The sequence below is a fragment of the Rhodococcus sp. SJ-2 genome, assembly GCF_053750035.1.
The window spans coordinates 2,365,064-2,385,748 of record NZ_CM132340.1 but is presented as its reverse complement, the minus strand read 5'-3'; the positions used below and the strand labels follow the sequence as shown (position 1 = coordinate 2,385,748).

Genomic DNA, 20,685 nt, shown 5'->3' with positions numbered 1-20,685 from the left:
GATTGCCGTGTGATGGCCGCCACCCTTACCGTCGTTGCATCGGATAATTGATCCAGCAATCCTCGAAGGGCAATCCCATGGCAGAAACGACCACCGTGCAGCGCACGCCGCGCAAGGCGGCGTTGGCAGCGTGGAGTGGTAGTGCGCTCGAGTACTACGATCTCGCGATCTACGGCACGGCCGCGGCACTCGTCTTCCCCACCATCTTCTTTCCCGAAGGCAACCAGGCCGTCGCCACCGTCGCGTCCCTCGCCACCTTCGGTGTTGCATATGTCGCCCGGCCGTTCGGCTCGTTCCTGATGGGTCACATCGGCGACCGATTCGGGCGCAAACAGATCCTCATCGGCACCCTCCTGCTGATGGGCGTCTCGACCTTTCTCATCGGCTGCCTCCCGACCTACGAACAGGTCGGCATGCTCGCGCCGATCCTGCTCGTCACACTCCGACTCCTCCAAGGACTCTCGGCGGCGGGCGAGCAGGCCGGCGCCAACTCGATGTCGTTCGAGCACGCCCCCGACAACCGGCGCGGTTTCTTCACCAGCTGGACACTCAGCGGCACCCAGGGCGGACAGGTCCTCGCCCCACTGGTGTTCCTGCCGGTCATCGCACTGCTCTCGGACGAACAGCTGCATTCATGGGGCTGGCGAATCCCGTTCTGGATCAGCGCCGCGCTCCTGGTGGTCGGGTTCATCATCCGCCGCTCCCTCGACGAAACCCCCGAATTCCACGCCGAGAAGAAGAGCGCCGAGGTTCCGCCCGCTCCGCTGGCACTGCTGTTCCGCCATCACTGGCGCGGTGTGCTGCGCGTCTTCTTCGCCTCGTTCATCGCAATGGTCAACACCGTCTTCCAGGTTTTCGCCCTGAACTTCGCGACTTCCGACGAATACGGCATCGGTATCAGTTCGACCACCATGCTGTGGCTCGCGATCGTCGCCAACGTCATCGCGGTGGGCACGATCCCGCTCTGGGCCTCACTGTCCGACCGGGTCGGCCGCAAACCCGTGTTCGTCGCCGGGCTGATCGGAACCGCCGTGATGGTGACCGTATTCCTGTGGTCGATCTCCACCGGCAATGTCGCGCTCGTACTGATCTCCGGCATCCTGCTGGCAGGCATCATCTACAGCATGCCGAATGCCTGCTGGCCCTCGACATATGCTGAGTACTTCCCCACCAGCGTCCGGCTCTCCGGAATGGCCATCGGAACCCAGTTCGGGTTCGCACTCGCCGGATTCACCCCCGCTATCGCCGGTGCCCTGATGGGTGGCAACGCCGACAACTGGTACCGCGTGGCGCTGTTCGCATTCGGCGCCGTGCTGATCTCGCTGATCGCAGTCCTGTCCGGACCGAAGGCCACCCACAAGGTGCTCACCCGCGACCTCGGGCAGACCGACAACACCGACGAGGTCACCCGCGTCCCGGCCGGAGTCGCAGGATGACCGGCCGGCCCACCTTCACCGTGCTGAACGGCCCCAACCTCAACCTGCTGGGCAAACGCGAACCCACGCTCTACGGCACCGCCACCCTCACCGATGTCGAAGTGCTCTGCACCCGGGTCGCCGACGAGCTCGGCTACGACCTCGACTTCCGCCAGTCCAACCACGAGGGCGACCTGATCGACTTCGTCCACGAGGTACGCGAGACCACTTCCGGGTTCGTCGTCAACGCGGGGGCGTACACCCACACCTCGGCCGCTCTACACGACGCGCTGGTCACCGTCGCCGCACCGATCATCGAGGTCCATCTGACCAACGTCCATGCCCGCGAACCCTTCCGGCACCACTCGTACGTCACACCGGTCGCGCAGGCCGTCATCGCCGGCTGCGGCGCCTCCGGCTACGAATTCGCTATCCGCCGCCTCGCCTCGCTCGATATCCACCGGGAGATCCACCGTGTCCACCAGTAACACCGTGTCCACCAGTAACACCGATCGCAGCTCGTTCGTCCTCGGTCTCGTGGGTGCCGGAATCAACGGGTCCCTCACCCCCGCCATGCAGGAACGAGAAGGCCTCGAATCCGGCTTCAATCTGACCTACCGGCGGCTCGATGCCGAAAGGATCGGATTCGGCGCCGATGAACTTCCCGAACTCCTCTCCTGGGCAAAGCATTTCGGATTCGACGGACTCAACATCACTCATCCGTTCAAACAGCATGTGATCCCGCTCCTCGACGAACTCTCCGACGACGCCCGCGACCTCGGCGCGGTCAATACCGTCGTCTTCCGCGATGGCAGAACACTCGGCCGAAACACCGACTGGTCCGGCTGGGGCCGTGCATTCCGCCGTCGCCTCCCCGGGGCCATCACCGACGCGGCCGTGCTCGTGGGTGCAGGTGGCGCCGGAGCCGCAGTAGGCTACGCCCTCCTCGACCAGGGAGCCGCACACGTGTCGATCATCGATACGGACACGCAGAAGGCGAAGGACTGCGCGACCCGGCTGGCCAAGCGGTTCGGTGACGAACGTGTCGCTGCAACGGACGATCTCGCCGGAGCCCTGCGCGACGCGCAAGGTCTCGTCAATGCGACCCCTACGGGCATGACCGGGCACCCGGGCCTGCCGGTGCCCGCTGAACTCGTCCGCGACGACCTGTGGGTGTCCGACGTCGTCTACTTCCCGCTCGAGACCGAGCTGATCCGGCTCGCGCGGTCGCGTGGCTGCCGGGTCGTGCCCGGCGGTGGCATGGCCGTGTTCCAAGCAGTCGGAGCCTTCGAGTACTTCACCGGCCGCACACCCGACGCCGAGCGCATGGTCCGGCACTTCGAGGAGCTGACACACTGATGTACAAGGGAATCGCGACCGTATCGCTGTCCGGCGTGCTCGGCGACAAGCTCGAGGCAATCGCCGCCGCGGGTTTCGACGGCATCGAACTCTTCGACAACGACCTCGTGGCGTCGCCTCTGTCGCCCCGCGAGGTGGCGCGACGGTGCGCCGACCTGGGCCTGTCCATCGACCTGTTCCAGCCGGTGCGCGACATCGAAGGCGTCGACCCGGCGCGGTTCCCCACGGTCCTGCACCGCGTGCGGCGCAAGCTCGAGGTGATGAACGAACTCGGCGCGACCATGTTCCTGGCCTGCTCCAACGCACTTCCCGACGCGATCGACGATGCCGAACTGTCCGCCGAGCAACTGCATGCGGTCGGTGAACTCGCCGAGTCGTTCGGCGTCACCCTCGCCTACGAAGCGCTGGCGTGGGGCCGGCACGTGAACCGCGTCGGACAGGCATGGTCGATCGTCGAACGCGCCGACCATCCCGCGGTCACCCTCGCGGTGGACACCTTCCACATGCTGGCCCGCGGCGATGACGGCACCGCACTCGACGGGGTCCCCGGGAGCCGGATCGGATTCGTCCAGGTCGCCGATGCGCCCGTGCTCGACATGAACGTCCTCGAATGGAGCCGGCACTTCCGCTGCTTCCCCGGTCAGGGCACCCTGGATGTGGCCGGAGTCGTGGCCGCCGCACTCGAAGCCGGATACACCGGTCCACTGTCGCTGGAGATCTTCAGCGACGTCGTCCGTGAGGCCGACCCGTTCGTGACCGCACGCGACGCCATGCGTTCGCTGGTCTTCCTCGAAGATCAGCTGGGGTCGCGTCTGTCCGGTCCCGCGCGCGAGCGGGTGGCCGTCGCTCCGCCCGTACCGAAACGCACCGATGTCGCGTTCGTCGAACTCGCAGCACCCACCGGCTCGGCGTATTCCGAGCTCCTGACGGGGTTGGGATTCCATGTCGCCGGGCGGCATCGGAGCAAGCCTGTGGTCCGGTGGCGCAACGGGGGCGCCGAGGTGGTGCTCAACGAAGAATTCGCCCCCGGCCCCGCCGCGACGGCGCTGGGACTCGTCGCGCCGTCCGTCACGGATGTCGCCCAGCGGGCGGGCGCCCTGCTGTGGCCGACCGTCGACAAGACCCGAGGCGAAGGCGAGGCCGGACTTCCGGGCATCACGTCGCCGTCGGGTTTGCACGTGTTCGTCAGCGCCGAGCCCGGGGCACCCGACGACTGGCAGACCGACTTCGTCCCCACCGCTGAACAATCAGACGGCGGATGGCTGGGACTCGACCACGTCGATGTCACCGTCCCCGAAGATGAGCTGAACCAGGAGATCTCGTTCTTCCGTACCCTGTTCGCGTTAGAGCCGGAGAACCCCGAGGAGTACATCCAGCCGCACGGGCGACTCCGCATCCGCGCGCTACGCGCGGCGGCGGGGAACCTGCGGGTTGCGCTCAACGTCTCGGATTCCGGGCCCGACGCCGCGACGCGCTACGGCATCACGCAGTTGGCGTTCGCGACGAGCGATGTCGTCGCCGAGGTCCGTCGTGCCCGCTCGAACGGGGTGGAGTTCCTCCGACCACCGGACAACTACTACGTCGACCTCGACGCACGATTCGTTCTCGAGCCCGGCCTGCTGGACACGTTGCGGGAGCACGGACTGCTGTACGACCGGGTCGGCGACGGCGAGCTGCTCCACGCCTACACGCTGCCCGTCCCCGGCGGGTTCCAGGTCGAACTGCTCGAGCGGCGCGGCGGTTACGACGGATACGGTGCGTCCAACACACATGTCCGGCTCGCCGCACCTCGGTGACGTCGCTCCTGGGTCAGCGCGCGGGGAGATCTTCCTCGTCCGCATCCACCCGGTGCCAGCTGTCCTCGAGAGCGCGCGGCTTGCAGGCGTGATAACCCCCGGCCACCAGTAGTGCAACCGCAAGGACCAAGAGACCGAACGAGGCCGTCCACCCTGTCGTGGCATCGTGTAGCACGCCGAACAGCAGCGGGCCGAGGCACGCGACGGCATAACCGACCCCCTGGGTGAATCCCGACAGCGCGGACGATCCGGCCTGGGTGCGGGTACGGAGGTTGATCAGTGTCAGCGCCATCGGGAACGTGCTGGGCCCGAGGCCGAGAAGCACGATCCACAGGATGGGCACACTCATCGGTGCAAGCCAGAGTCCGGCGAATCCGACGAGCATGCAGGTCGCGCACGCGAGGACCGCGGGGAACGGGTTGTTCATCCTGGCGCACAACGTCGGACCTCCGAAGGCCCCGACAAGGCCCATCAACGAGAACAATCCGACCATGGCACCGCCGAAGGCGGGACTGGCCCCGGCGTCGCCGAGGATGTCGGGGATCCACGTGAACATCGAGTAGGTGACCAGGGAAGTCATGCCGAACATGCCGGCCATTCCCCATCCCACCGGGGAACGCCATACCTGACCATGCGCCTGCGGGGCGGTTGCAACCCGATCGTTCTGCGGGACGGCTCCGCGTCGGCGGAGCAGAACGACGACCCAGGGCAGTGCTGCCGCAAACCCCAGGACGGCCCAGACGCCGATCGACACGCGCCAGCCGTACGCATCGGCCAACGGCACCGCGACGAACGCGGGTGCGATGGTGCCGAGTTGGACGCCGACGATATAGAGCGAGCTCACCACCGCCAGGCGATCGGAGAAGTACCGCTTCACCAGTGGCGGGATGACAACGTTCCCGATACCCATTCCGCCCAGCGCGAGTGCCGACAATGCGAGCAGCACCCACGTGTCGGACACGAAGGCGCGTGCAGCCATGCCGACGCCGGCCATGAGCATCGCGACCAATGCCGTCGTTTCGAGACCCCACCGCCGCGCAAGGAACGGAGTGGCGAATCCGAAGAGCGCGAACATCGCGGTCGGCATCATGCCGAACACACCGACAAGTGTGGACGTGAAGCCCAGTTCTTCACTGATCGCAGAGGCCAGAGGGCTGAACGATGTGACGGCGAGACGGAGCACGAGTGCGGACATGACGATGGCGCAGAAGACGAGCAGGCGGCCGCGTAGAAGACTCACTCGGTAAATCATAGGATGACCGGATGACTTTGGGACAACCCGTTCGACGCACGAGCCTGATCTCGCAGGTCACCGAGCAACTACGCAGCGAGATCTGCAACGGCCGCTGGGCGATAGGTGAGCGCATCCCCACCGAACCCGAATTGAGCGAGCTCACCGGAACCGGTCGCAACACCGTCCGCGAGGCTGTGCAGGCGCTCGTGCACACCGGGCTTCTCGAACGTCGTCAGGGCTCGGGCACCTATGTCGTCGCAACCTCCGATATCGGCGGCACCCTCGGGAAGTACTTCGCGACCGCGCACGAGCGTGACGTGCTGGAACTTCGGCAGACCCTCGACGTCACCGCCGCCGTCCTCGCTGCGCGCAGGCGCACGCCCGACGACATCACACGCCTCGAGGCGCTGTTGGTCGAACGCGACAATCGCTTCGCCGAACCCGACACCGATGCCGCGGTCGAATCGGACATCGCGCTCCATCGCGCCATCGTCGAGGCCAGCCACAACGCTGTGTACCTCGAGTTCTACGACTCGTTACTCCCGTCCATCCGGCAGTCCGTCGACCGGCATGTCCACACGACGGGGCAAGGCTTCCACGACGAGCACACTGCCCTGGTGAACGCGGTGATCGACGGTGACGAGGTGGCAGCGACTCAGGCCGCGCAGTTGCTGTTCACCGAACTGCGCGGCTGAGCGCTGTGACTACTTGAGTGCGCTGCCCGCGTCGACCGACAACGTGAGTCCTGTGACGTAACGGGATTCGTCGGATGCCAGGAACAGCACGGCATTGCTGATGTCCTCGGGTTCCACCCAGCCGATCGGCAGCACGTGCATGAGCTGGGCGACCACCTTCATGTCCTCGGGGCCCGGGTTCTCGAGATCGGGACGGAACATCTTCATCGCACCCTCGTTCATGAACATCGGCGTGTTCACGTTCGTGGGATGAACGGTGTTGACCCGGATGAAGTGCTGCCCCAGTTCGACCGCGAACGAGCGCATCAAGCCGACGACGCCGTGCTTCGCGGCAATATACGGCCCCATATTGGGATGGGCCTTCAATCCCCCGACCGAACTGGTCAGGATGATCGAGCCGCCTCGTCCCCCTTCTATCATGTGCGGTACACCGGCTTTCACCGACTTCCACACTCCCGAGAGATTGATGTCCTGCATTTCCTGCCAGTCGAACTCGTCCGTCTCGTGCAGCGGTGTACCACCGGTCCCGATTCCGGCGTTGGCAACGATGATGTCGAGTCGGCCCAGTTGCTCGACGCCGGTGTCCACCGCGGTCTTCACCGCGTCGAAGTCGCGGACGTCGGTTTCGACCGTCACGATCCGACGGTTGAAACCCTTGACCAGCTCGACTGTTTCGGCCATGTCTTCCGGCGACGCCGGGGCGATCTGCGCGTCTTCTCTGACCGGACCGCAGATGTCGAGTGCGATGATGTCTGCGCCTTCCTGCGCGAGCCTCACCGCGTGACTACGCCCCTGGCCGCGCGCTGCACCCGTGATGAGTGCGACCTTGCCTTCAACCCTGCCTGCCATGATTCACCTCTCGCGTCGCGCATCGAACGACAGCTCGATGCAGTATTTTTCGAACTGTTTCTGTCAGTTCGGGCTATCTCGAGATCTTCTCGAATTCGATGTGCAGCTCGACGAGACCGCGCAGGAGGAAAGTGGGCTCGTAGACGAAAGTCCGCTCGTCCGTCGATCCATGTCGACCCTCACTGATCCTGATGTCACTCATCCTGTCGAGAAGCCGGTTCAGAGTGACCTGCCCCTCCATTCGGGCGAGCGGTGCACCCGCGCACGTGTGCAGTCCACGCCCGAACGCGATGTGATCATGCGAGTTTCTACGGTCGAGTCGAAATTCATTGGGGTTTTCGAACTTCCGTGGATCGCGGTTGGCGCCTGCCAGGCTCAGCATGACGATCGTCCCCGCCGGGACGTCGACGTCACCGATCGTCGTGGTCTTGCGCACGAGCCGGAAGTCGATCTTGGTCGGACTGTCGAATCGGAGCGACTCCTCCATGAACGGCTTGATCAGACTGCGATCCTCACGCAGCATCTGCTGATACTCCGGGCGTTCGCCGAGCACCCGCAGCGCCGAGCTGAGCAGCTTCGTCACAGTTTCCTGGCCGGCAGCGAACAGGAAGGTGGCGGGTCGTACCACCTCGATGAGCTCCGGAGTGGATCCGTCCGGATATGTTGCCGTAGCAAGACCGCTGAGGATGTCGCCGCGGGGCTCACGACGCCGATCGGCAAGATAGCCGGTGAATCTCTCGTCGAGATACTCCAGCGGGTTGATACCCACCGGCTCGTGATCGAGCGATCCGACGCGGGTGCCGGGACGTTCTCCGGCGCCCAGCGCGCGACGGAACTCTTCGCGGTCACCCTCAGGGACACCGAGTAGGTCCGTAATCGCCAACGTCGCAAACGGTTTGGCGTACTCGCCGAGGAACTCGCAGCTCCCGTTGTCGATGAACTCGTCGAACTGCTGATCCGCGAGCGTCCAGAGATACTCCTCGTTCTCCTTGAGACGTTTCGGTGTGAGGAGTCGGCCCAGCAGGGATCGCGCCCGTGTGTGATCGGGCGGGTCCATCACCACCATGTGTTCGGAGATCGGAAACAGGTGACGATGCGCCTCGATCTGGTCGGTGATGTCGTCACCTTCGGGCTCGAACGGCAACGGCGGGAACGGTCCACCGATCGCGTTCACCGCCGAGAGAGCTTCGGAGTTCTTGAATCCTTCGACCACCTCCTGATAGCCGGTGACAACCACTACTCCGTAGTTCGGTTCGCGAAAGACAGGGTTCATGCTTCGGAGGTGGTCGAAGTACTCGAACGGATTCTGCGCGAGTTCTCCGTCGGAAAAGTAGTCGGCTGAGGCGAGATCGGTCATCGGATCACTGGCCTTTCGGTGAACGAGGTGACGTGGCGGGCACGTGCTCGGAGATACTGATGGCCTGGCGCGGGCATGCACTGACTGCCGAACGCGCTTTGGGCCACAGCGCTTCCGGTGGGTGTTCGTCGCAGGTTGCGATGTCGTCGTCCGCGAGATCGAAGATCTCGGGCGCTATCTCGACACACAACGCATGCGCCTCGCACATCTCACGATCGATGTGCAGGTACTCGGGCGTTCCCGTCATAGGGCGCTCCATGGTGAGTGCGGATCCGGGGGCGTGACATACGCGTGCACGTCGCGCCGGAGGTAGGCTGAGTAACAACGTTACTGACGAGACGATAACCCCGTTATCCGGATAGGGCAAGGAAATTCACAAACATGGAGAACGCAGAGGCCACGGGCGCACCGGACCGGACCGGAGAACGGCTGCTCGCCACGGTCGTCGAGCTTCTGGAGAACGACGGCTACGACGCGGTGCAGCTGCGCGAGGTGGCACGGCGGGCACGGATCTCGTTGACCACCATCTACAAGCGATATGCCACGCGCGAAGAGCTGATCCTTGCCGCGATCGAACACTGGATGAAGTCGAACTACGCCGAACTGGCCACACAGAGCCGCAACCCCGGCGAACCACTGCACCCGGCGATGATGCGAGTGATCCGCGCGATCTTCGAGCCGTGGGAACAGCATCCCGAGATGCTCTTCGCATATTTTCGCGTCCGCGCCGCGCCGGGCGGCGAGAGCCTCGCCGTGCGCGGCTTCGACCCCGTCGTACCCGTCGGCTTGGCAGTCCTGTCGGACGTGGATCCCGAGTTCGTCGCGGAGCTCGAATCGATCCTCTCCAGCGTCGTCTACGGCCTGGTGGGGCGCTGCAACGCGGGATACGTCGACATCACCGAGATCGTGCCCACGATCGATCGCACGGTCTTCTGGCTCACGACCGGCTATCACGCCTCACTCCGAGACGAATGATCATGCCCCGTCTTCCCGTCTCCCGTCAGCCCATCGGGTCGTCGGCTCCTGCGCGGGCAGTGTCGTGGAACGGTGCGTGGACCGATGCCCACCGCACGCACTCCCACCCGCCGCCGGGTACCGGCTCCAGTTCGACGGTGTCGGTGTTGGCCAGATGGTTTCCGCTTGCGAAACCGCCCGGTACTCTCCCGAGGTACGACGCGACGAGGCGGATGGCAGCGCCGTGGCTGACCACCACGATGTCGCCCGATCCTGCCTCCAGGTAGTCTGCGCGCAGCTCGTCGAGCACCGGCACGAATCGGTCGAGAACGTCGAATGCGCTCTCGCCGCCGGGGACCCGGGCACGTAGGTCGCCGTCGTGCCACGACTGGTAGACCTTCACGAACATCGCATGCGACTCTTCGTCGTTGCGGTCTTCGAGTTCACCGACCTGCACCTCGTGCAGCCCGTCACGCGCAGACGCTCGAAGACCCACCGGATCCTGCGCGTGCCGGGCTGTCTGCTTTGCGCGAATGGCCTGGGACGACACGAGCAGAGTCGGCGCGCGTTCGATGAGGTTCTTGCCGAGCGTCTTCGCCTGCGTGATTCCGAGCTCGGTCAACTCCGCCCCGGGGAGCTTCGTGTCGAGGCGCTTCTCGACATTCGCCACCGTCTGGCCGTGCCGGGCCAGGATCAATTTCCCGTTCAACTGATTTCCTCTCCGCGCCGCAACCGTTCCAGCCACTGTGCATCATCCTCGTCCGACACCGGTGCGACACCCGGCTCGGACACCGCCGCCCATGAACCGAGGAACCGCACCTGGGCGAAACGGTGGAGTGCCTTGAGCGCTTCTGCGACGAGTGCGTCGTCGATGTGCCCCACACAGTCCAAGTGGAAGAAGTAGGTGCCGTATTCCTTTCGCGTCGGCCGCGACTCGATACGGGTCAGGTCGATGCCGCGCGTCGCGAATTCCGTCATCGCACGGACCAGCGACCCCGGCTCATGGGGAAGTTGCAGGATCACCGACGTGCGGTCGCGGCCGGTGCGCTTCGGCACCGGCGCCGGACGGGTGACGAGAACGAACCGCGTCCGGGCTCCTGCGAAATCCGCGACACCGTCGGCGACGACCTCGAGACCCAGTCGCTGGCCGGCGAGCGCGGTCGATACTCCCGCGTCGACCTTGCCCGCCGCCACGTCCTCGGCCGCGCCCGCGTTGGAGGACGCGGCCACGACCGTGGCACCCGGCAGCGCGGCGCCGACCCACTGCCGAACCTGGGCCGCCGCCACCGGGTAGGCGCCGATGGTCTCGATCGTGTCGAGTGTCGTCCCGGCGCGCGCCACGACCGTGAATGCGATGTCCAGTTCGGTTTCCGCCACGATCTGCAAGCGGGGCCCGATCGAGAGTGCGTCCATCGTCGGCGGCACCGACCCCTCGACGGAACTCTCGATGGGAACCACTGCAGCATCGACCTCACCGTCGCGCAGCAACTGCAGCGTGGCCGGAGGGCTGGCCGCGGGTACCCGATCGACGGGTTCGTCGAAGACGCCGAAGTCCTCGAAACGGGCGAGGGCCATTTCGGTGAAGGTTCCGGTCGGTCCGAAATACGCGATGCGGGGCACGGCTTACAGATTACGCACCGTCGCTTGCCGGGATGCGTCGTAGAAATGAACCCTGTCAGCGCGGGGTGAGACCCGCCGTCCGTAGTCCATCCAGCACCTCGTCGGGGTCGTCGACTTCCACAGCGAGCAGGATCTCCCGCAACGCTTCGGCAGCCTCGGGGATCAAGCGACCCAGGCGGTCGGCGTCGGGCGCGGTCAGGGCATCGCGGATGTCGAATCCGCTGAGCGCTGCCGCCGTACCGGAAAGCAGTGCGAGCACGTCGGAAGCTGTTTCGGCGCGGGCGACGAATCCGGTGTCGGCGTGTGCGAGCACGGCGAGGAAATCGGCAACGGCGCCTGGCGCACGGCCGGTCGGCAACCCGGGGATGTGCCCGGCTTCGGTGAGTGCGCGAGCAGTGTCGGCCAGGGCCGAGTCCGCAAGGACCGGGTCGTCGACCTGCACGTAGACCGCCAACGGCGCGGGAGCGGTGAACGCGAGCACGTCGTCGAGGTCGTCGCGGGTGCAGTCGAGCTGGTAGCGAACGGGTCGCCGGCCTGCAGGCGACGGGGCTTCGGCCGAGGCATCCAATTCGACGATCACATCGCGATCGGGCAACTCCGCGACTTCGCTCGCGGGAACGATCGGTGCCGCCAGTTCCGGCCCCGAGACAGCGAGGGCAGCCTCCAGCGTCTCGTAACGACGCGAGAGCAGCGCGTCGAGCAGACCACGGGGTTCTTCGCGTGAGGGCGGCATTCCGAGGGGCAGTGGGATCGACACGTCGTCCAGGTTAGCGCTGGTAACCCTTGCGACCAGCGTCACAATGACTTAGGTTTGCCTCACCTACATGAGAAGGAGGGCCCGCATGCAGACCACCACGACCGACATTCCGGCGCCGACGACCGCGGAACGTGTGCGCACCGCTCTCATCCGCGCTGACACCACATACCTTGCGATCGACGGTTGCGACCCGATCCCGACGACCGTCCACTTCCTGCAGGACGACGGAAACATCGCGATCGTCGTACCGGCCGAGACCACGGCGGTCGCACTCACCTGGCAGTCCGGAGCCGCAGGCCTGCCCGCGATGCTCGAGCTCACCGACCACTCGCCCCTGAATCTGCGCAACCCCGTCCGGTCGCTGATCTGGCTCAGCGGGAACCTGTTCCCCGTCGACGAACCGCGACAGGTCGCCGCCGACGTCGCCGAGATCCTTCCGCACCCCGAACTCCTCGACGTCGGCCACAATTCCGAGTTGCTCGTCCTCCGGCTCACGTCCGTGGTCGCCGCAGACACCTCGGGCGCCGAATCCGTCGATCTTCCCGACGTGTTCGACGCCGCCCCCGACCCATTCGCCACCTACGAGACGGCGTGGCTCGAACACCTCGAACAGGATCACGCGGACATTCTCGCCCGCATCGCCAGGAGGATCCCGCCGTCGGCGCGCACCGGCCGGATCCGTCCCCTCGGCCTCGACCGCTACGGCCTGCGCCTGCGCATCGAATCCGGCAGCGGTGACCACGACGTTCGCATCCCCTTCCAGGAACCCGTCGACGAGCCGAGCGGACTGAGCAAGGCACTGCGCATGCTCGTCGGATGCCCGTTCATGAACGGAATGCGCGCTACTCACTGAACACGCGGCCGGCTTTGCAGCGCGTTCCGGCACAATCGCTCCCGTGACGACGATCCGCGCCTGGCTCAATCCACCCCGGCAGAATCCCGGCACACCGCTCGATGCTGCCGAACGCCGGGCGTTGTGGATCGAAATCACGATCGTCCTGCTCGTCACGTTCGGACTCAGCGGACTGTCGTCGATCCTGTCGCTGCTCGAGGCCGCCCTCGCACCGGAACCGCTGTCCGATCAGACAGTCGCGTTGAATGCGCCGCGGTCGTCGCAGGAGTTCATCGACCTCGCCAGACAACTCCTCGGCATCGTGCGCCTGCTCGCATGGGCCGCGCTCGGCCTCTATCTCTTGTGGCGCAGCGGTCACGGCCCGAAGATCATCGGCTTTGCGCGTCCTCTGCTGCGCCGCGACTGGCTCCCGGGCGCCGGGCTCGCCGCACTCATCGGGCTGCCGGGCCTCGCGTTGTACCTCGGGGCACGTGCCGCCGGACTCAATCTCAACGTGGCGCCGAGCATTCTTGCCGACTACTGGTGGCGTCTGCCCACGGAGGTGTTGTGGGCCATCGCCAACTCGGGCGCCGAAGAGATACTGGTCGTCGCATATCTGATCACGCGTCTACGGCAGCTCGGATGGTCGGAGAACGGCTCGCTACTGGCCTCGGCCCTGCTCCGCGGCAGCTACCACCTCTATCAGGGACTCGGCGGCGGCTTCGGCAACGTCATCATGGGCCTGGTGTTCGGCCGGTACTGGCAACGCACCTCGAAACTGTGGCCCCTCGTGATCGCCCACGCGCTGATCGACTGCGTCGCGTTCATCGGGTACCAAGCACTGCGGGAGCACGTCTCATGGTTGTCTTGAACATGCGATCGACTGCCGTGAACGTACAGTTGTCCGGGTGAACGGCGACCACCCCGACCCTCGGAACCGGCCGCGCCCGCCCCAGGGGCCGCCGCCGCGTCGGCAACCGCCGATGCGGCGCCCCGTCCCGCCCCACGCCGCGCCTCCCCCTCCGGAGGGCAATCAGGTGATCCGGCGTAACCCGGCCGCGCCGCCGCGTGCCTGGTCGCAGACACCCCGGTCCGAGCGCCGTGCCGCGCCGCCGCCTTTGCCCAGACAGTCACCTCCCAGGCAACAACCACCACCCCGACGGCAACCCCCGCCGCGGCAGCAACAACATCAGCCGCGGCAGCAACCCGAACCGTTCGTCGACAAACGACGTGCAGCGACAGCACCGCCTCCTGCGCCTCCGCGACGTCGGCCCCCGCCGGTCGCCGAGCCCGAACCGCGCCGCAGGCGACCCGGGGGTCTCCGGCGAGCCCTGCGCCGCGTAGGTGCGCTGCTCGCCGTCCTGCTCATCGCGGCGGTCGCGGGTGTCGTCTACTTCGACGGCAAGCTCGACCGCATCGATGCGCTCGCCGACTACGAGGGCCGTATCGGCGATACCCCCGGAACCAATTTCCTGTTGGTGGGCTCCGACAGCCGCATCGGGCTCACCCCCGAGCAGGAACAGGAACTCGCGACCGGCGGCGATGTCGGCCCCGATCGCACCGACACGATCATGCTCATCCACGTCCCCAGCGGAGGTGGCGCCACGACGATGGTGAGCCTCCCACGCGACTCGTACGTGTCCGTTCCCGGATTCGGCCAGGACAAACTCAACGCCTCGTTCGCGCTCGGCGGGCCACAGCTGCTCGTCCAGACGGTCGAGGGAGCGACCGGAATCCACATCGATCACTACACCGAGATCGGATTCAGTGGATTCGCGTCGATCGTCGATGCGGTCGGCGGCGTCGACATCTGTGTCCCGTATCCGATCGACGATCCTCTGGCGGGTCTGCAACTCGAAGCGGGCTGTCAGGAACTGAACGGCGCGCAGTCGCTCGGTTTCGTGCGCACCCGTGCCACACCACTCGCCGACCTCGATCGGATGAACAACCAGCGGTTGTTCATGTCGGCCTTGCTGAGCAAGGCGACCGGCCCCACCACCTTTCTCAACCCCTTCCGGTTGTGGCCGCTGGTATCGGGTGCGGCAGCGTCGGTGCGCGTCGACAACGGCGATCACCTGTGGGATCTCGGCCGGCTCGCATGGGCGATGCGCGGCGAGACGATCACTGCCACAGTGCCCGTCGGCGGCTTCGAGGATGTCTACGGGGTCGGCAACGTCCTTCTGTGGGATCGGGAGCGCGCCATCGAGTTCTTCGGGGCGCTCGAGCAGGACCAGCAGATCCCCGCAGATCTGCTCGCACCCGCACCGTGACCGCCGTTCCTCCCGAGATGATCTTGGGTTAGCCAATCCTGAAATGGCCCAGCTTAGCCAATACTCGGAGAAATCAGTCTAGCCAACGCTTGGATGAAATTATCCCTGACCTGCATTAACGTCGCCGTCATGACAACAATGGGCGAATCTCGTACGACCAAATTCCACTCACTTCTGCACGACCAGATTCGCAACGAATTCAACGCATCGCATCAGTACATCGCGATCGCGATCTTCTACGACAACGCGGATCTCCCGCAGCTCGCGAAGCACTTCTACGCGCAGGCGGTCGAAGAACGCAACCACGCCATGATGATCGTCCAGTACTTCCTCGATCGCGACATCGCCGTCGACCTCACCGGCGTCGATGCCTGCCAGTCGATGTTCGAGAGCGCCCGTGAGCCCATCGCGCTGGCGCTCGAGCAGGAGAAGGCCGTCACCGAACAGATCGTCGAACTCGCCCGCACCGCCCGCGACGAGGGCGACTACCTCGGCGAGCAGTTCATGCAGTGGTTCCTGCAGGAGCAGGTCGAGGAGGTCGCAACCGTCACCACGCTGCTGACCGTCGCCGATCGCGCAGGCGAGAACCTGTTCAACCTCGAGGACTTCGTCGCTCGCGAACTCAACTCGAAGACCGCAGAGCGGAACGGCAACGCTCCGCTGGCCGCAGGCGGCAGCATCTAGCCAGCCCAGCTGCCCCTCGGCCGAACGTCACCTTCGCGCACTTCAACAGCATGAAGGTGACGTTCGGCCATTCAGGGTCAGCGCAGAGTGACCTGGCGGCTGCGCAGGCCGTCGCGGGAGCCTCGCTCGGCGACGGTGAGCGGCGACTCGTCGCCCAGCGCCGCATCCAGCCGGGCATCGAGCTCGAGCGTCGCCGCGACCCATTCGTCGGGATGCTTCTCACGATCGAGATCGAACACGGGCACCAGCAGGCCGTGGGTGCGGAACGATCCCGCAAATCGCGAGCCTTCGCCGAGGTGCAGACCACCGGCCGCGTGCACTCGCGACAGAGCGGTCATCAGCGTGTCTTCGTCCTCGGGCCGAATCCAGCGCAGGTGTGCCTTCTCTCCGGTATCCACCCACCACGCGGCGACGAGGCCCTCACCGTCGAGACGTGCCGACGGCATCACAGCAGCGTTTGCCTGCTGCAGCGTCTGCGCGACATCGGGAGCAGCCTCGACACCTTCCGGGATCCACCACTGGAAATCCTGGTGCACGGTGATCGACGGAAGCTCGTCGGCCACGAGCAGATCCTGCAGGCGCGCCGAGTCCGCTGTCGGCTCTGCCACCTTCAACGACGTCCCGGGCTCAGCGGTGAGGGCCCACTCGAGTGCCGCACCGAGTTCGCCGGCCGGATCGGGACCGAACGTCGCCAACTGCAGCCCGACGTACCCGACGACCTCGTCGCCCTCTTCACGGGCAAGTGCCGCGACACCGCCCGGGAGGATGGTTGCGCCGATCACTCGGCGTCCGCCCCCCGCAACCGGAAGGTCGACGAGTGCAGACGGCACGAACTCCCGCAACGCCACGAGGTCGAGTTCGAGGGCGAGGCCCTCGAACGGCCGGGACGCCGCGCCGGACGCCGCTTCCCGTTCGAGCCTGCGCTGCTCGAGCTTGGCGGCGCGATTGCTGCCGGGCTTGGGTCCGCTGTTTCTCTTGCTCTTCTTCGCCACGGCGCAAAACTACACGCCGGGCACCGCGTCGAGTTGAGCCTTGGTGCGTCCGGGATGATTGGTGGCCACCCAGCCGACCCCGAGTGTGCGGCACAACTCCACGTCTTCGGGTTCGTCGACCGTCCAGCAGTAGGTGGCCCGGCCTGCGAGAGCAGCCTTGTCGACGAGGTCGCGGTGTTCACGCAATGTCGCGACGGACGGGCCGATTGCGGTGGCCCCGACCGTTGTGGCGGCACTGCCGCCGAGGTAACGGGACGTCTCTCCGAGCAAGACCGTGGGCAGCAGCGGCGCCTGCCTACGGATCCGCCAGACAGCGCTCGCGGCGAACGACATCACCACAACCCGGGAGAAGTCCGCTGACGGTGGCGTCGCGAGCCCGAACCGGGACAGTTCGGCCAGCAGCTTCGCCTCGACGAGCGCGCCGTACCGCACGGGATGTTTGGTCTCGACGAACAACTTCACCGGCACGCTCGTGAAGTCCATCATCAGTTCGATGAGTTGAGTCAACGTGAGCAGACTCGCGGGTTCCCCCGACCGGCCGTAATCGAATTCGGACAACTCCGCGAGCGTCATCTCGCTCACGACACCGGTGCCCGTGGAGGTCCGGTCGATCGTGCGGTCGTGGACGCACACGAGATGTCCGTCTCGGGTCAGCCGCACATCGCATTCGAGCCCATCGGCGCCTTCTTCGAGGGCGAGTTCGTAGGCAGCCAAGGTGTGTTCTGCCTTGGCTGCAGACGAGCCCCGGTGGGCGACGACACGCGGCACGGCGAACTCGGTCACGACGTCACCGCCGGAATCCGGTGCTCGTCCTCCCGAACAGCGGAGGCGGGCACGATCTCGGCGATCGGCGCGTATACCGGCCCGGTCGCCGTGGTGAACCTGCGCTGTTGGAGCGGCCTGCCCTGTAGGTCGGCGCCGTCGCACAAGCGGAGCACGTACAGCGTCGCCAATGCGACCACCGCGGCGAGGGCAGCGACCACGGCGGTCAACAGGACCGCGTCGGCTCTGGCCTGGAGCGAGTCGCGCTGACGCCAGAACAGCACGAATACGAACAGCACCGCATTCGACACGATCAGCACCCACCAGATCCGGACGGCACGCAGGAGCCGCGGCCTGTCGTAGGCGATCTCGGTGAGGAAAACGCCGGGGAGCGCAAGGTTGATACCGGGCACCACAACACCGAACAACACCGAACCCGGCGACCGAGGGTCCGAGGTGCCGCGCTCTGCGAACACTCGGCGGCGGACCTCGATCAGGCGTAGACCCGACGCGACCGCGGCGGCGAGTGCGACGAGTGGACCGACGATCTGGGTCGCCCACACGGCCGAGTCCGACAATGCCAGAACAATGGGGTCGATCAGCCGCGTGCGGTTGACCAGCAGCAACACGTATCGCGACAGCTCGGCTACCGCGGCAAGCCCGAATACCGCTGCCGCGCCGACCAGCAAGGTGGGTGCCAGGCCCGCGAGCGTCTCGGCTCGGGTCGGCTCCTCATCGTGCGGTCGTGGCCGGTCGAGTAGTCCCCACCGCGGAATCTCGTCGTAGGCGGGTGCCGCCGTGGGCTGTGGGGCGCGGGGGGCGGTTCGTTCGGCAGAGCTGCCCTGCGGTGACCGGACGACCCAGCGGAAGTTTCGTCGGTCGGGAGGAACGGCAACGTGGGTATCGACGGGTGAGAGCAGCAAACCGCGGCACGAGGGACACCACTGGCGCGCCTGGTAGGACACGGGCCAGCGGCTCTCACAGCGGACACAGATCTGGTAGGCGGCCATCAATAGATCTTTGCCGGGTCGTCGCCGTCACCTGTCAGAGGCCGGTTCGACTTCTGCCACGCGACCATTCCGCCTGCCACCTGGAAGGCGTCGTATCCGATCCGGTTGAGATATTCGACGGCGCCGAGCGAGCGGCCCCCTTGGCGACACACCACGTAGATCTCGGCGTCGATGTCGATCTCCTCGAGGCGGGCGGGAACATCGGCCAGCGCTATGTGCAGTGCGCCGGGCGCATGCCCGAGCGCCCACTCGTCGTCCTCTCGTACGTCGAGGAGCACCGAGTCGGGGCCCGGTTCGGGAACCTCGTCCACCGACACGGTGGGCACATCGGAAGAACTCACGATTCCAATAGTGGCACGCGTCGATATGCGATGCAGCCGCGCGGCATACCGTAATGAGTTTCCACAATGCCCACGCGCAGGAGTTATCCACAGTTTCCACAGGTTCATCCCCAGGGTTCCCCAACCGTCGAATTCATCGCTCGAGACCGCTCACAATTCGCGGTAGGTGGGCGCCTGGAACAATCGAGTAATGGAATTACGGATTTTCACCGAACCACAGCAGGGAGCAACCTACGAGGATCTGCTCGCGGTCGCGCAGACTGCTGAGCGGCTCGGCTACGGCGCATTCTTCCGATCCGACCACTACCTGGCGATGAACACCGAGGGCCTGCCCGGACCCACCGACGCCTGGATCACGCTTGCCGGACTCGCCCGCGACACGTCGACGATCCGGCTCGGCACCCTCGTGACCTCGGCGACCTTCCGCCACCCCGGCCCACTGGCAATCTCGGTCGCTCAGGTCGACGCGATGAGTTCCGGCCGCGTCGAGTTCGGGCTCGGCGCCGGCTGGTTCGAGGAGGAGCACTCCGCGTACGGCATTCCCTTCCCGCCGCTCAAAGAGCGATTCGACCGGCTGGAGGACGCTCTCGCCATCACCACCGGCCTGTGGGAGACCCCGGTCGGGGAGAAATTCTCGTACGACGGCACGCACACCCGGATCGTGGATTCACCGGCCCTTCCGAAGCCGCATCAGCAAAAGATCCCCGTGGTCATCGGTGGTGCGGGGAAGAAGCGGACGCCGGCGTTGGCGGCGCGCTATGCGAGCGAATTCAATGTTCCGTTCAATTCGGTGGACGGCTCGGCGACCCTCTTCGAGCGCGTGCGCCAGGCGTGCCGCGACGCGGGACGCGATCCCGCCGAGCTGACACTGTCGAATGCGCTCGTGGTGTGCTGCGGGAGGGACGAAGCAGAAATCGCCCGTCGTGCCGCGCGTATCGGTCGCGAGGTCGACGAGCTTCGTGAGAACGGGCTGGCGGGGACCCCCGGGGAAATCGTGGAGAAAATTCGCACCTACGCGGACATCGGGACACAGCGGATCTACCTGCAGGTGCTCGATCTGGCCGACCTCGACCACCTCGAACTCGTCGCGCAGGAGGTCATGCCTGCGGTGTCAGCGCTGTAGATCAGTGGCTGCTGGTGGAGCCGAGGAACGCTTCGATGTCCCGGCTCCACTCGCGGCTGCGGGCACGCTCGACACCCCAATGCGCGAGTGCGAACAGACCGCATGCGGTCACCAGCGCGAACATGTACACCGCGACACCGGCAAGCACCGAGGAGAACTCGGCGGCGGACACGCTCATCGGCTGCAGGGTCATGGCGCCCGCGCGATCGACCCACACCTGCACTTCGTCGCCTGCACCCTCGGTACCGGTGATCTGCACGTCGCCGTGGTGCGAGACGCCGCGGAACTCCCAAGTGGCGGGGGCGGTCGAGGGCGCGATGTAGGAAAACTCTCCCCAGCCCGAGTCGGCCACCACGGGGTCGGCGTCGAGCGTGGCGGTGACCATGGTGCGTTCGGCAAGTTGCTGCTGCGCCATCGCAACCTGAGTGTTCTGGACGTTCGCGACGACGATCGCGGCGACGGGGATCATGAGGAGCATCGCGGCGACGAGCAACGAGAACAGACGGGCTTCGACGCGGTCGGTGCGGCGGACGAGAGGGCTGCGCCCACGCAGACTCCTACGTGTGCGTCGTAGATATCCTGCTGCGGACGTCATCTCGGTACCCCGATCCCTTCCCCCACTCGGCACTCCTACC

At 66.0% G+C, this 20,685-nt stretch carries 23 protein-coding genes; 11 read left to right on the top strand and 12 right to left on the bottom strand.

Annotation, left to right across the window (positions count from 1 at the left end; genetic code table 11):
* Nucleotides 1-77: 77 nt before the first annotated feature.
* Genes ACSYG9_RS11165 through ACSYG9_RS11150 form a run of 4 tightly spaced genes read left to right on the top strand, consistent with a single transcriptional unit; the run spans nt 78 to nt 4,570 of the window.
* The gene (locus ACSYG9_RS11165) at nt 78-1,436 is read left to right on the top strand and encodes an MFS transporter (RefSeq protein ID WP_440127217.1); all 1,359 of its coding nucleotides are present in this window, start codon (nt 78-80) and stop codon (nt 1,434-1,436) included.
* Nucleotides 1,433-1,903, top strand: coding sequence for a type II 3-dehydroquinate dehydratase (gene aroQ / locus ACSYG9_RS11160; RefSeq protein ID WP_440127216.1), 471 nt, complete (start codon nt 1,433-1,435; stop codon nt 1,901-1,903). Before ACSYG9_RS11165 ends, aroQ begins: the two co-directional genes overlap by 4 nt.
* Nucleotides 1,890-2,774 (top strand): shikimate dehydrogenase, encoded by an 885-nt coding sequence (locus ACSYG9_RS11155; RefSeq protein ID WP_440127215.1) that lies wholly within the window; start codon nt 1,890-1,892, stop codon nt 2,772-2,774. The genes aroQ and ACSYG9_RS11155 overlap by 14 nt, the downstream gene beginning before the upstream one ends.
* Nucleotides 2,774-4,570, top strand: coding sequence for a bifunctional sugar phosphate isomerase/epimerase/4-hydroxyphenylpyruvate dioxygenase family protein (locus ACSYG9_RS11150; protein ID WP_440127214.1), 1,797 nt, complete (start codon nt 2,774-2,776; stop codon nt 4,568-4,570). Before ACSYG9_RS11155 ends, ACSYG9_RS11150 begins: the two co-directional genes overlap by 1 nt.
* Before the next feature lie 13 nt (nt 4,571-4,583).
* On the opposite strand, the gene ACSYG9_RS11145 is transcribed toward ACSYG9_RS11150, so the two are convergent.
* Nucleotides 4,584-5,822 (bottom strand): CynX/NimT family MFS transporter, encoded by a 1,239-nt coding sequence (locus tag ACSYG9_RS11145; RefSeq protein ID WP_454842481.1) that lies wholly within the window; start codon nt 5,820-5,822, stop codon nt 4,584-4,586.
* A gap of 11 nt (nt 5,823-5,833) precedes the next feature.
* Between ACSYG9_RS11145 and ACSYG9_RS11140 the strand changes: the two genes are divergently transcribed.
* On the top strand, nt 5,834-6,499 hold the full coding sequence (locus ACSYG9_RS11140) for a FadR/GntR family transcriptional regulator (protein WP_454842479.1): 666 nt from the start codon (nt 5,834-5,836) through the stop codon (nt 6,497-6,499).
* Nucleotides 6,500-6,508: 9 nt separating this feature from the next.
* On the opposite strand, the gene ACSYG9_RS11135 is transcribed toward ACSYG9_RS11140, so the two are convergent.
* The 3 genes from ACSYG9_RS11135 to ACSYG9_RS11125 all read right to left on the bottom strand — a co-directional run bounded on the left by ACSYG9_RS11135 (nt 6,509) and on the right by ACSYG9_RS11125 (nt 8,952).
* Nucleotides 6,509-7,348 carry a mycofactocin-coupled SDR family oxidoreductase gene (locus tag ACSYG9_RS11135; protein WP_440127211.1) on the bottom strand — a complete coding sequence of 280 codons (840 nt, stop codon included), beginning with the start codon at nt 7,346-7,348 and terminating at the stop codon, nt 6,509-6,511.
* Between the two features lie 73 nt (nt 7,349-7,421).
* Nucleotides 7,422-8,705 carry a cytochrome P450 gene (locus ACSYG9_RS11130; RefSeq protein ID WP_454842476.1) on the bottom strand — a complete coding sequence of 428 codons (1,284 nt, stop codon included), beginning with the start codon at nt 8,703-8,705 and terminating at the stop codon, nt 7,422-7,424.
* A 4-nt stretch (nt 8,706-8,709) separates the two neighbouring features.
* Complete coding sequence (locus ACSYG9_RS11125) at nt 8,710-8,952, bottom strand: ferredoxin (protein WP_440127209.1); 243 nt, start codon at nt 8,950-8,952, stop codon at nt 8,710-8,712.
* A gap of 134 nt (nt 8,953-9,086) precedes the next feature.
* Between ACSYG9_RS11125 and ACSYG9_RS11120 the strand changes: the two genes are divergently transcribed.
* Complete coding sequence (locus tag ACSYG9_RS11120) at nt 9,087-9,680, top strand: TetR family transcriptional regulator (RefSeq protein ID WP_440127208.1); 594 nt, start codon at nt 9,087-9,089, stop codon at nt 9,678-9,680.
* A 25-nt stretch (nt 9,681-9,705) separates the two neighbouring features.
* Here the strand turns inward: ACSYG9_RS11120 and ACSYG9_RS11115 are convergent, their stop codons facing one another.
* Genes ACSYG9_RS11115 through ACSYG9_RS11105 form a run of 3 tightly spaced genes read right to left on the bottom strand, consistent with a single transcriptional unit; the run spans nt 9,706 to nt 12,012 of the window.
* Complete coding sequence (locus tag ACSYG9_RS11115) at nt 9,706-10,368, bottom strand: histidine phosphatase family protein (protein ID WP_440127207.1); 663 nt, start codon at nt 10,366-10,368, stop codon at nt 9,706-9,708.
* Complete coding sequence (pheA, locus tag ACSYG9_RS11110; protein ID WP_440127206.1) at nt 10,365-11,279, bottom strand: prephenate dehydratase; 915 nt, start codon at nt 11,277-11,279, stop codon at nt 10,365-10,367. The genes ACSYG9_RS11115 and pheA overlap by 4 nt, the downstream gene beginning before the upstream one ends.
* 55 nt (nt 11,280-11,334) lie before the next feature.
* Nucleotides 11,335-12,012, bottom strand: a complete 678-nt coding sequence (locus tag ACSYG9_RS11105) for a hypothetical protein (RefSeq protein ID WP_454842936.1) — start codon at nt 12,010-12,012, stop codon at nt 11,335-11,337.
* Between the two features lie 109 nt (nt 12,013-12,121).
* Between ACSYG9_RS11105 and ACSYG9_RS11100 the strand changes: the two genes are divergently transcribed.
* From ACSYG9_RS11100 to ACSYG9_RS11085, 4 genes are all read left to right on the top strand, one after another.
* Nucleotides 12,122-12,889: a DUF2470 domain-containing protein gene (locus tag ACSYG9_RS11100; protein ID WP_440127205.1), complete on the top strand. Its 768-nt coding sequence runs from the start codon at nt 12,122-12,124 to the stop codon at nt 12,887-12,889.
* Nucleotides 12,890-12,932: 43 nt separating this feature from the next.
* Nucleotides 12,933-13,739: a CPBP family glutamic-type intramembrane protease gene (locus ACSYG9_RS11095; protein ID WP_440127204.1), complete on the top strand. Its 807-nt coding sequence runs from the start codon at nt 12,933-12,935 to the stop codon at nt 13,737-13,739.
* A 166-nt stretch (nt 13,740-13,905) separates the two neighbouring features.
* Nucleotides 13,906-15,138, top strand: coding sequence for an LCP family protein (locus ACSYG9_RS11090; RefSeq protein ID WP_454842935.1), 1,233 nt, complete (start codon nt 13,906-13,908; stop codon nt 15,136-15,138).
* Nucleotides 15,139-15,276: 138 nt separating this feature from the next.
* Nucleotides 15,277-15,822 carry a ferritin-like domain-containing protein gene (locus tag ACSYG9_RS11085; protein WP_440127621.1) on the top strand — a complete coding sequence of 182 codons (546 nt, stop codon included), beginning with the start codon at nt 15,277-15,279 and terminating at the stop codon, nt 15,820-15,822.
* A 77-nt stretch (nt 15,823-15,899) separates the two neighbouring features.
* Here ACSYG9_RS11085 and ACSYG9_RS11080 read toward each other — a convergent pair whose 3' ends face one another.
* The 4 genes from ACSYG9_RS11080 to ACSYG9_RS11065 are packed head-to-tail and all read right to left on the bottom strand — an operon-like array spanning nt 15,900 to nt 18,927.
* Nucleotides 15,900-16,814, bottom strand: coding sequence for a DUF5926 family protein (locus tag ACSYG9_RS11080; protein WP_440127203.1), 915 nt, complete (start codon nt 16,812-16,814; stop codon nt 15,900-15,902).
* 9 nt (nt 16,815-16,823) lie between these two features.
* Nucleotides 16,824-17,597, bottom strand: coding sequence for a glycerophosphodiester phosphodiesterase (locus ACSYG9_RS11075; RefSeq protein ID WP_440127202.1), 774 nt, complete (start codon nt 17,595-17,597; stop codon nt 16,824-16,826).
* Nucleotides 17,594-18,586: a DUF4328 domain-containing protein gene (locus ACSYG9_RS11070; protein ID WP_454842472.1), complete on the bottom strand. Its 993-nt coding sequence runs from the start codon at nt 18,584-18,586 to the stop codon at nt 17,594-17,596. The genes ACSYG9_RS11075 and ACSYG9_RS11070 overlap by 4 nt, the downstream gene beginning before the upstream one ends.
* Entirely contained in the window at nt 18,586-18,927 is a 342-nt protein-coding gene (locus ACSYG9_RS11065) for a rhodanese-like domain-containing protein (RefSeq protein ID WP_440127200.1), read from the bottom strand. Before ACSYG9_RS11065 ends, ACSYG9_RS11070 begins: the two co-directional genes overlap by 1 nt.
* 190 nt (nt 18,928-19,117) lie before the next feature.
* On the opposite strand from ACSYG9_RS11065, the gene ACSYG9_RS11060 reads away from it, so the two are divergent.
* A complete protein-coding gene (locus tag ACSYG9_RS11060; RefSeq protein ID WP_440127199.1) occupies nt 19,118-20,050 on the top strand; it encodes a TIGR03560 family F420-dependent LLM class oxidoreductase in 933 nt (310 codons plus the stop codon).
* A 1-nt stretch (nt 20,051) separates the two neighbouring features.
* Here ACSYG9_RS11060 and ACSYG9_RS11055 read toward each other — a convergent pair whose 3' ends face one another.
* Nucleotides 20,052-20,645, bottom strand: a complete 594-nt coding sequence (locus tag ACSYG9_RS11055; protein ID WP_440127198.1) for an Rv1733c family protein — start codon at nt 20,643-20,645, stop codon at nt 20,052-20,054.
* Nucleotides 20,646-20,685 lie beyond the last annotated feature (40 nt).